12 protein-coding genes are annotated in these 10,840 nt (G+C 39.5%); 5 read left to right on the top strand and 7 right to left on the bottom strand.

Annotation, left to right across the window (positions count from 1 at the left end; translation table 11 throughout):
• A partial coding sequence (locus tag AB4589_RS17600) for a hypothetical protein (RefSeq protein ID WP_372101300.1) occupies positions 1–391 on the bottom strand: 391 nt, incomplete at its 3' end.
• Positions 392–989: 598 nt separating this feature from the next.
• On the opposite strand from AB4589_RS17600, the gene AB4589_RS17595 reads away from it, so the two are divergent.
• Positions 990–2,240: a ParA family protein gene (locus tag AB4589_RS17595; protein ID WP_016767517.1), complete on the top strand. Its 1,251-nt coding sequence runs from the start codon at positions 990–992 to the stop codon at positions 2,238–2,240.
• Positions 2,241–2,248: 8 nt separating this feature from the next.
• Positions 2,249–3,220 carry a ParB family protein gene (locus tag AB4589_RS17590; RefSeq protein WP_102556454.1) on the top strand — a complete coding sequence of 324 codons (972 nt, stop codon included), beginning with the start codon at positions 2,249–2,251 and terminating at the stop codon, positions 3,218–3,220.
• Positions 3,221–3,568: 348 nt separating this feature from the next.
• On the opposite strand, the gene AB4589_RS17585 is transcribed toward AB4589_RS17590, so the two are convergent.
• Together AB4589_RS17585 and AB4589_RS17580 are read right to left on the bottom strand one after the other, a co-directional pair.
• Positions 3,569–3,856, bottom strand: a complete 288-nt coding sequence (locus AB4589_RS17585; protein ID WP_016767519.1) for a hypothetical protein — start codon at positions 3,854–3,856, stop codon at positions 3,569–3,571.
• 14 nt (positions 3,857–3,870) lie between these two features.
• Positions 3,871–4,572 (bottom strand): hypothetical protein, encoded by a 702-nt coding sequence (locus AB4589_RS17580; RefSeq protein WP_016767520.1) that lies wholly within the window; start codon positions 4,570–4,572, stop codon positions 3,871–3,873.
• Positions 4,573–4,685: 113 nt separating this feature from the next.
• On the opposite strand from AB4589_RS17580, the gene AB4589_RS17575 reads away from it, so the two are divergent.
• On the top strand, positions 4,686–5,750 hold the full coding sequence (locus AB4589_RS17575; protein WP_102556453.1) for a lipase family protein: 1,065 nt from the start codon (positions 4,686–4,688) through the stop codon (positions 5,748–5,750).
• Between the two features lie 147 nt (positions 5,751–5,897).
• On the opposite strand, the gene AB4589_RS17570 is transcribed toward AB4589_RS17575, so the two are convergent.
• The 4 genes from AB4589_RS17570 to AB4589_RS17555 form a co-directional block, all read right to left on the bottom strand.
• Positions 5,898–6,581 (bottom strand): IS6 family transposase, encoded by a 684-nt coding sequence (locus AB4589_RS17570; protein WP_102556452.1) that lies wholly within the window; start codon positions 6,579–6,581, stop codon positions 5,898–5,900.
• A 516-nt stretch (positions 6,582–7,097) separates the two neighbouring features.
• Positions 7,098–7,829 carry a type II toxin-antitoxin system death-on-curing family toxin gene (locus AB4589_RS17565; protein ID WP_102556451.1) on the bottom strand — a complete coding sequence of 244 codons (732 nt, stop codon included), beginning with the start codon at positions 7,827–7,829 and terminating at the stop codon, positions 7,098–7,100.
• Positions 7,830–7,907: 78 nt separating this feature from the next.
• Complete coding sequence (locus AB4589_RS17560; protein WP_102556450.1) at positions 7,908–8,204, bottom strand: cyclic-phosphate processing receiver domain-containing protein; 297 nt, start codon at positions 8,202–8,204, stop codon at positions 7,908–7,910.
• 327 nt (positions 8,205–8,531) lie between these two features.
• Positions 8,532–8,900 carry a phage protein gene (locus tag AB4589_RS17555; protein WP_102556449.1) on the bottom strand — a complete coding sequence of 123 codons (369 nt, stop codon included), beginning with the start codon at positions 8,898–8,900 and terminating at the stop codon, positions 8,532–8,534.
• A 477-nt stretch (positions 8,901–9,377) separates the two neighbouring features.
• On the opposite strand from AB4589_RS17555, the gene AB4589_RS17550 reads away from it, so the two are divergent.
• Together AB4589_RS17550 and AB4589_RS17545 are read left to right on the top strand one after the other, a co-directional pair.
• Positions 9,378–9,926, top strand: coding sequence for a hypothetical protein (locus AB4589_RS17550; RefSeq protein ID WP_017097969.1), 549 nt, complete (start codon positions 9,378–9,380; stop codon positions 9,924–9,926).
• Positions 9,927–10,135: 209 nt separating this feature from the next.
• Positions 10,136–10,699 carry a hypothetical protein gene (locus tag AB4589_RS17545; RefSeq protein WP_017097971.1) on the top strand — a complete coding sequence of 188 codons (564 nt, stop codon included), beginning with the start codon at positions 10,136–10,138 and terminating at the stop codon, positions 10,697–10,699.
• Positions 10,700–10,840 lie beyond the last annotated feature (141 nt).

Below are 10,840 nucleotides of genomic sequence, written 5' to 3'. Positions count from 1 at the left end.
CTTGATGCTTAGCGGTCGTTTCAACGTTTCTCTCTTCTTTTTTCGCGTAGGCGTAATCTTCTCGCATCTGTTTTACCGTCGTCACTCTGTCACATACGCTAATGCTCACCCCTTTTCCTTTCTGGCTTTCCTCCAAGATCAAAGAGTCGGTATAACCAAACTCCTTAAGTAAAATCTCATGCACTTTGACCGCTCGAACGCTCGAATTAAAGTCCGTTGAATTCACCCAGATAAGTCCTTTTGAAACCGTCGCTGAAACGGTCGAACGAACTGCACGTTCAACGATCGGACTAGAGATATCATTTTTTGGTGAGCTTTCGTGCCCAGCGGCGAAACGCTGGTCGCTGAACATCGATTTAGAGAGAGTTGGGCTTGAGTGTCGTTGTGCCATGAGGAGTTTCCTTTCTGTTTGAGTATCACTTTTATGGAGCCGCTTGGCTGTCCCTACCTCAAACAGGGTTCTTCTCTGCAGGGGCGCGAAGCGTTCATTTACCCTTGCAGAAAAGGTTCTGATTGAGGAGGGTCAACAGCCTGCGAGCCCCATCAAATGATGCGAGTCGAAAGGAAAACCGGCACATAAGGCAACAAGCCCTTACTCGAACTTAATGGATGTCAGTGAAAGGAGTGAGGAGGCACGACAAGCGGCAACGAGGAAGAATGACGAGGCGCAGGCGTTCAGGATTGCAGCGATATCCTTTTAGATAGGGACTGTAGAGAGGCACACTCTGGGGCGACACGCAGTGACTCATCAGGGTGATGCCACTCTTAGGTCATAGATGAAAGATACAAGCGAAAAGCCTTGCCCGAAGAGTAACGCCCAAGTCCACCACAGTTTTTAAGATAGTGAATTGCTAAAAAATAAAAAAAAGGGGGGTTTTTCCCCACAAACACCAAAAGAAATAATTTACCCAAAAATGGTAAAACAACCTTTACATTGGTAAAGTCACTGTTAGTATGTATATAGATTTATCTTTCATGGAGTTATAGATATGAACGTCGTCCTACAGTCAATTAGACAAACCGCAATAAACATGAACCAAGAGCAATCGCACTTAGAAGAAGCGCTTAAAACGCAACTAAGAATTAACGTGACAGATGAGGACTTGGTGGATGGTGTTGACCGTCTAATTTACAACCACAGTTTGAATAAAACAGAAGTTATAAAGCAGCTTCGCACCACTAAACCGACGTTCAAAAAGAAGCTGACTGAGGCAGAAGAACTTGGATTAATTGGAGAGCACACATCACAAGGAAAAGCACACCTTTACACTAATGATCAAGTACACATACTCATGGAACACTTTGGCGTTCCTAAATTTCACGAGCACCACGACAGTAAACTAATCGTTGTCACGAACCACAAAGGCGGTACCGGTAAAACGAGTACGACTTTAGCCTTAGCAACGGCCACCGCATTGGATTTAGATCTAAATGCTCGCGTATTAATACTTGATCTTGATCCCCAAGGCTCTGCGGGACAAGGCACAATGCAAATCGCAGAAGACAGTATTTACGTTACCATGACAGATATTCTTCTAGCAGAGTTTGAGCCAGACAATGAAGATAATGCTGTGAATGCACTATTGAAAAATGGTTATACGATTGAAGAGATAATTAAGCAGTGCGCATTTTCTACACACCTTAGTAATTTATCTGTGATTACCGCTTTCCCAAGCGATGAACGCTTTGTAGATACTTATTGGCAGCTTGATGAAAATGAGCAAGTACGCTTATTACGTAAGTTTTCAGAGGTTGTACTGCCAATCCTAAAAGAAGTATTTGATGTTATCTTTGTAGATATGCCACCCCAAGATAGCCCTATCACATGGTCAGCATTAGAAGCAGCCGAAATGCTGCTTGTTCCGGTGACACCTCGCTACTATGACTATGCTTCAACCACGAATTTCATGAGCAACCTTTCAGATCGTCTAGAGTCACTCCCATCTATGGGTAGTAATTTACAGTGGTATAAACTGGCAGCGGTAAACTATCAAGAATCAAGCAAACCCGAATACGACACGTTCCAAAAACTCATGCGCTCTGTGCGTAACAACCTGATGACGTCTACCATTGCGCACAGTGATGCGTTTACCGCTACAGCTAACATTGGACGAACTGTCTTAGATATAAAAAAGTCAGAAGAAGTCTGTACTAGCAAGCAATTTGATGTGGCAGTGAGCTCAGTGAATTTATTTTATAAACAGTTCAAGAATGAATTGATTCAATTAGCAATTAAATAGGCAGAGCTATGAAACGTCCAAATAAGAAAGGCAATTTATCGATCGGTTCTGGTTTAAGTTTATCGAATAAAAATGCACCAATAATAAAAACAATTAAGTTTGGCCAGACTAACTATAAGGCTCGTCATGTAATCATTCCGTCCGCAGAGCTTGAGAGTAAGACAATAGCTCACCCTCTAAATACCCGCCACCAAGAGTCTTTGACATTGGAGGCCGTAAGAGACATTTACCCAGAAGTATTAGCAGAGGGTATCAAACAAGAGGGTGTAGCGTACTTCAACAAAGAACTAGAACGGTATGAACTTTTTGATGCTACACGTCGTCGTTTTTGTGGAATCAAGGCAGGACGAGATTTACCACTATGGGTCCTGGATGAACTGCCAAGTGCGAAAGACATTGCGGCCTATGTTGAACTAACACAAAAGGTTAGATTTTTTTCATGGCGTGAGGTAGGTATGAAATACCTAAATTATGCAGAAGAACAAGGTATTAGTTCTGCTGATTTGGTTCAAATCGGAAAAGAGTTTGGTGTCAGCATTGTCACTATTCGAAAAAAACTCAATGCTGCAAAACTAAACAAAGCACTAATCGAATCATTCCCTGATTGCGAAGGTATTCCGACTACGTTCTATACAAGACTTGGAAAGATTGAACGAACCCTCGCCAAAACGAAACTCAGCGTTGAAACCTTTGTTGAGAATGAACTGGCCTCATTCAATACCAAAGCTACCGATGTTTCTGATATTCAAGCTAAGTTACTTGAGTATTACGAGACGAAATTAGAACATTTGGTTGATGATGAGTCTAAGCCTCAACAGAAGGTTGAGGAGTTAGCGATTTACGGAAACAAGAATACTTATGCTCGATTAAAAACCAGTGCTGACGGGCGTAAAAAATCATTTGAATTTTCCCGCTTACCGAAAGAACTAACCGAGGATATAGAGTCGTACATCAGACAAAAACTGAGTAAAAACAATTGAAACCTCCCCAAAAGTAAAAAATGCCATCGCCCCTTTTATCATAAGGGTTCATGGCAAAGGGACATAAAAAAAAAGGGGGATTTTTCCCCGTAATTATCACAAGAAAAGACGTTCAAAATGCCATCAAATACTCAGCCTTACATTTCAAGTTAAGAATTGCGGGTAGACCTACAAACATATAAAACTCAAATAAACCCTCAGTTTATTTATTAGCTGTGAAACGCCTCAAATGTGAGGCGTTTTTTGTGTTTGAGAACGACAAAGACTCTTAAACATAGCTGGAGAAAGGGACCTTATCCGATGACTAATTACCTTCTAGCTGCCACTTTTCATACATTTCAACTACAGTTAGATAATGATGTCAGCAATATTCGCTATCTTTACTGCAGTTTCCCCTAAAGCTTGTATACGCATTTTTAACTCTGCCTGACTCAGGTTTTGTTGTGATGCTCTGAGCACAACCGCTTTTAGCTTTTCATATTCAACAACATTAATCTCTGGATTGATTTTTTTTAAATCTGAAATTGAAAGCCCAGATAACTTGGTAAGTTCAGAGCCATATGTTCCATTGAACGTTTCTTCTATAGCTGAGAAATCATCACTAAGTAACCTTTCTAATTCTTCTAATTTACTCATGTTAAAACCTTTTATTATTTGATATTTAGTTTTTCGATAGCGTTTTGAAGCTTTTCTTTTGCGCCTTCAACACCGCCAATATCATCTAGTTCTTTCTGACTTTTATTAGTCAGCTCTGCTATTTCATCAGAAGCGATAGCCAGCTTGGTTGCGATAAAGTTATTTACATCTGTTTCAATCCCTATTTCGCTCAATAACTCATTTTGAGTTTCATGAACTTTAGCTATAGAGGATAAATGGCCGGTTACAATTGAATTGGCTTGATGAATTGCTAAATAAGATCGATTAGTTGAGGCCAACAGATCTCTTTCTTGCCCATTAAGATTATCAAGTAATAGCTTACGCTGCCTATCAACAGACTGAGTTACTTGAGAGACGAGCACTTCCATTGCTCCAATAGCAAGTTCTTGTTGTTTAGAGCTTGAAGATGCAGATAGTCCCTTAGATATCATATCTATAAATGACGTTTTTCCACTGGCCTGACGAATACGGTCTTTCTTAATCGCTTCTTTGATGGCATAAGGCATATAAACATCATCTATAAACTCGTTCACATCAGCTCTCATTCGGGAATACAAAATACTGATAGTCTGTGTATGAGCACTATGCATTTTTTCAATATCACGTCCTACCGTTACAGCAAGTTCCACGGACTGAGTAGGTGCTTGAACGCAGCCAACGAGAAGCACAACGACTATTGCTAAAAATATGCGCATTTATTTACTTCCATATATTAAATGATTAATTTACTTCATTAATTGCAAGAGCACCTAATGACTGGTTAAATGTTACTCAAATATAAATGTAATTGCAAAGCAGGTGGTTGAGTATGAGTATATTAAACAACGTCAATAATGAAGTAGACACAAAAGCTACTTTATTGAGTCTAAATTTACCAAGTTATCGCCAAGCGTACAGTGACCGAACCGCTTGGTTGATGGCTACTTTTTCTGAGCTAGCATATATAAGGTTTAATCCAGCCCTTCCAAGCAAGTTACAAAAGTTGGGATTAGAGGAAGCTCTGAAGAATATTGTTAATGAATCAAAAAATACGAATTTAGTAAAAGCAATATCTATAATGGAAGGACTACTTTGGGATCATGAGGAAGAAAAAAACAGATTAGTAAATGAGTTAAACACTTTAAATGAATCAAAACTAATACAAACATTTGATACTAAGCTAGGAACCCAAGCTATCCTGGTAGAAACTCCTATCTCTTATGTATTAGCATTCAGAGGAACCGAAGCAACAAGCCTCAACGATATAAAATCTGATGCCAACGCCAAGATAACAAAATGCAAGACTTTAGGTAGAGTTCATGAAGGCTTTCATAAAGCTTTTGAATCTGTAAAAGATGAAATCAATACAGGTCTTCTTAATCTAACTGACAATAAACCTCTCTTTATTACAGGCCATAGCCTGGGGGGAGCACTAGCAACCATCGCAGCAAAGAGATTAGAATTCAACCATGGTATTGCTGCCTGTTATACATTTGGAGCCCCGAGAGTTGGAGACAAAGAATGGATTGCCACAATAAAAACACCTATTTATCGTGTTGTTAATGCAGCCGATTCAGTGACAATGTTGCCGCCTAATGGAGTAGCAATTGGAGCATTGAGTACAGGAATTGGTTTTATCCCATGGATAGGTACCAAAGCAAAAGAATTTTTGCTAGCTAAGTTTAGTGGATATATTCACGGTGGAAACATGCGTTATCTGACAAATTGCAAGAAAGGGGAATATGAAGATGTACAATTACTTTACTCAGTTTCCTTCTTGTTTAGGCTCAAAGCTGTTTTAATAGGTAAGCTTCCTTACAAAAAATTCCTCTCTGACCATTCAATAAGCATATACAGGAAGAAACTAGAGATTGTCGCACTGTCACGTAATTAGTACTGCAGTGGATTAGAAAATCTGGTTTTGCAACAATCCCGAATCCCGCCTGGGATACGGGGAGGCTTCGATTCTAACCGAAGCCTTAATTCTTGGTTCTGTCGCAAATCTAGCTAGAGGCGTGATAGTCCCATCCGGCAGATACAATTATGCTGCGAGGGCGTGAAATCGCTCAAAGGCTGTATGGCCTTCAACATCTATCTGATCTTGTTTCAACATCGTCCATACTTCACGCCCATGTAAACTGGCCAAAGCTCCTTCCGTTGACTTCCAACCTAGCGCTTGACGTGTTTTCTGCTTCACCCAACGGTGACTCTGCTCAACGATATTGTTCAGATATTTAATGTCCAAAATCTCTATCAATGAGAGCATGAAATAACCCGTAAACCAAAGCTGAACATTCATTGAATCAATGGCCGCGTAGTTACTCTTACTTCCATCTATGACGACTTTACTTGGTAAACCATTTTGTGAAATGGCCTTATTCAGAAAGGCTTTAGCAGCTGCCTCATCACGGTTAGGGCTAATATAATAATCAATCACATTTCCAAATTTATCGACGGCTCGGTAATAGTAGACCCATTTACCCTTTACTTTGATGTAGGTTTCATCCATACGCCACGAGTCAGACACCGGCTTCTTTCTACGCCTGGCTCTATGCTCCAATACTGGTGTAAATTTGATAACCCAACGATTAATAGTAGTGTGGTCTACTACGACTCCACGCTCTAATTGTATCTCTTCGATTTCACGATAACTCAGCTTATAGGCGAGATAATAACGAACGGTTTCGAGAATGACTTCGGATGGAAAGTGACAGCCTTTAAACATTACAATTCAGAGTGCTGAGTGGGTATTGAGTAAATTTTAACCTAAAGCTTCAAAGTTTGCGACAGAACCGTATTCAGTTAGTCGGTCTTCGAACATAATCATCAAGATCAGAAGGAGTCTTGATTGTAGTGGGTGAGTTGCTTTGGCCAATAGATAAGAGGGTTTGCAATACCTCAGATTATCCGTCAACTGCTAATTTAGTAAAGTCACTGACCACATTTATGTCCAGAGGTATGCCAACGCGACTATCGCAGGCACGTTTGTTTCGTCTACTAGACAAAAGCCTCTCAGGTTGAATTTTTACCCGGGGCACTTTCTAACTCGAAAGTGCCCCGTTGTTGGATAGACCTTTTACTCATTCACATCCTGTTCATGGGGTTTTGCCCTACTAGAAGTTATCCATTCTTCTAATGCTGTTCGTCGTGAATCCCCGTGTTGTATCACGGGGGTAAATTCGACGAATCAATAAGGTAACACGAGTCTAGCTTTGCTCGCCTTGCCGTTTACACCTAATTGCTAAATTTTAGCAAGTTCTCTCATCACCTTCGCTCTCATATTCATAAAGCGATGCAACTTATCTTGGAAAGTAACTACGCCATAGAAAGCGTATGAGTCAACACCATAATCATGCGTAAGCTTCAGTTTTTTGCGTAGTTTCTGAATGTACTGTTTATCGTAGTCTTCTTTACCCTTACTGCCTTTCTGAAGAATAGTAGTTATAACATTACCGTTTTTAGAAATTGGGATCGTACGACCGTCACATTCACCAACCTCAAAACCAAAACAAGTTAAAATGTCTCTTAACTGTTGGAACTTCAGTGGATTTTCACCATTCTTACGGCGTCTGCTGTTGCGACGTAACCAATCGGATATAATCGCAAGCTCTTGTTCACGGTCTTTATGTAGCTCATGCGCGGCAGCTTTACGCGTAAATTCAAACATTTCTTCGTCAGTGGGGATTGACAACCAGTGGCCTTTTTCACTGAGGTAAACAATCGTAGAAAGTAAGGCTGCACGCTTATTGCCGTTGTGAAAGCAGTGGTTGTTAATTACTGAGTGGAATAGAGCTGCGCCTTTATTAAAGTCGCCGATGTATGCGTCCTGACCGCCTGCACTCATGAATGGACGAGTTACAGCAGACTCTAAAAGTTCTTCGTTTTTAATGCCCGGAGGTGCAACAGGATCATCTTTGTCAGCAAAATACTCGACTAGATATTCGTGGATAAACTTGATTTCTTCGATATTCATTAATTAGACCTAATAAAAACAGGGACTTGATTATAAATCCACTGTTTCATAAGGCAACTGATTTATTAGAATGATGTTCTACGCGGGATTCTTCATTTTGTTAATTTGATCTATCCCTAATTCCATTTTTCTTCTCGCCGACACATTTGCTGAATGCACCTTAAGTTGCGGAGGGAAAAACCCATTAACATGTATCTCTTTCTCAATCCACAAAATCACGTCATAGCCAGTCCCTCGGGTATCATCACCAAGGTCATGATCTAAACTCAACTCTGTGACATTGCCAGTTTCGAGATATTGAAACACTTCTTCTGGCCAATACGCTCGAACCCAACCATTAGGAGTCTTTCTTTCATCGTCTAAATACACTTTCATATAGCCTCCTTGGCATTTGACTATGTGTCTCTTATAGATATTAGTAGATAATTGTATATTTTATCTTCTATTAAAACTAACAAAGCAAGATAAACGTAAATTCTTCTCAAAACTATTGCATGGGATTCAATACATATCACAAAAAAGCCGGACTCAATGAGCCCGGCTTTTTTCTCCTTGATATGACCAAAAAGGAGGACTGGTTAACTAAAAAACAGGACATTTCTTTGCACCAGTCGAGGTCACCTTACCAACAAGAGTCACATCATGTTAGGTAATGTAATTAAGACTTTGAGCTCTTATCGAGAAATCCATACTTTCCTAAGACTATTTCTTTATGTTGGCTATCGCTCTTGCAAGGCCAAGTAAGTGTGTTGAAGTCTTAATCTCTAGCTCCGATTGAATCCCCAAAAGCGCAATCCCTGCTAAGATTTGTTGCGGCCTCACCACTTGGCCTGTCGGCAGCTCCATACTGTCGTATAACATTTTGAACTGTATCCAGTCTTCGCTAATGCTTAGTTCTCGACCTTTTGCCATTCTCATTAGCCTTTTGCACTCAGGCGGTATTGGTTTTCCTTCGCCCCATCCCGTGACCGTTCTCACAGTTTTAAAACACAGTTCCGCGACCTCTTCCTTGGTCATTTGACATTCTAACTCTCGAAAAATGTAATTCTTACTCATTTCGCGATACTTCAATGATAAAACCTCTAAATACAAGAGGTTGTACTGATTCAAGGAGATATGCACGATTGAACATAAGCAGACAAAGTGCGCACTGTACAAAGGCGTATTAATTGGCAAACTTGCCTTATAAAAAGTTATTCATGAATCACTAATATTAGAATTCCTGAAACTCATTTTTGTCCAAAACCTTCACAGGCTGAATTTTTACCCGTGGTACATTCTACCTCAGAAATGCCCCAAAATCGTTTAGAGTAGAAGCTCTTCACTAAAGGCGCGTGCTCAGGTAGACCAACAGTTTCTAATCCATGTTCTGGGAATTTATACGGAAAGTTTCGGTATTTTCCTTATGAAATTTATCTTCAATTCACACAACAAATGGATACTGGTTGAGTTTCATAATAAATCGCAGCAACATAGACGGAATGCAAACACGAAAAAATTCCGTTTTAAAAGCATTAGTTTTTTATTTTGATTTGGTAGTATATTTATATGACGAATAGAGATTTTGATTTTGTTGCTAGTTTAGCTAATAAGTTTTTTAGACAAACTCACATTCAAAAACGTTTGAAGCTAATAGAAGAAAAGCCGATTACGGGGTGGGAAATTTGGTTTCAAGTAGAGTTTTCAGTTTTTCTGGAATCACAAAAAAGCGAAGATATCGCGTGGTGGGATCGAGAGTTTCAGTATTCGATAGACCGTCGGAAGGCTAATCATCGTGAATATATGGCTATTGATTTTGTTTTTCGTAAGAAACGCTCAGTGTTAGGGCAGTATATTGCCCTCGAAATAAAGCAAAATACTAATGTTAGTTCATGTATCAGAGGCATGATGGAAGATACATGCAAAGTTTCATTGGTTAAAGGCTCGCATGATGACTTAAGAAGTATGTGGACTTTAGGTATTCATCCAGTCATTGATAATAATGCTCTTATGAATACGATTAAAGAGTATTCAGAATCCTTTAATGTTGAATTGATTCGAAGTTGTATCGTTACAGAACCTATTAAGCAAACAAATTTGGCTTATACAATATTCTAAAAAATAAACAAACGCTTAAGATGGACTAACAAACGCTGGGCATTTTTGCTTTGTTTGAGTTGTGTGTTTAAGGTGGGTAATAGAGTTGGTTGGCAGGTTTGTTTACCACTTAGCTTAGCGTTATATGACCAAATCGAACAAGCACCAATTGACTACTTTTTAAGAACTTCGAATGTTTTACAAGAAATCAGCCCAATAAAAGGTGAATAATGAAACCTGAGTTATTTAATAAAATGTTAAAGCGTATTTCTGATGGAGAGTATTCATCAGATAAATTGCAAGTCTTGTATGTTAACGCTGAAAATCAAGGCGATGAGCAAGGTCGAAATTTAATGTCTCACATCATAAACTACTCGCAATATCAAGATACTGTATTGTATAAAAAATTGGTTCCTGAAAGTGACGTTAAACGTAAACAATTTATGGAAGATGAAGGTTTCACATGTGCGAACTGGCTATGGTCTTGGTCTTTCGTTAATCACGAGGAAAAATCTATTGCTTTTGGTGCTTGGAATACTGCGTATATTGATGCAAATAATGTTGTAATTCTTTGTGAGAGCTGGAAGGGTGAAGAACGAGAAGCTTTAGGGTATGGCCAAGCTCTTAAGCATATAGACTTAGTTGAAAAAGAAGGTTATAGCTATCAGGTCTTTAATATGATTCATGGTGGCCATGGCTCTAATGGGCGTTCGAAAATTGCTGGAATTGATCCAGTTTTAAGGAATGCAACTGTCAGGAAGGAAGGTGAGGACTGGATTGCGACAGTTTCGTAAGAAATGGACATATTACAAACGACTACGGCGATAATCGCTACTTTTTAAAGCTTACTCGCATTGTAGTGGATTAGCTAATTTGGCCTGTAATTTACAAGCTGACCGCATGGTTGCGATACTAGAAGGGCTCTTCTCCGCTTA

The organism is Vibrio sp. 10N.222.49.A3, from assembly GCF_041475145.1.
In the GTDB taxonomy this organism is placed as follows: Bacteria; Pseudomonadota; Gammaproteobacteria; order Enterobacterales; family Vibrionaceae; genus Vibrio; species Vibrio tasmaniensis_A.
This window is presented reverse-complemented; position numbering and strand designations above follow the sequence as displayed.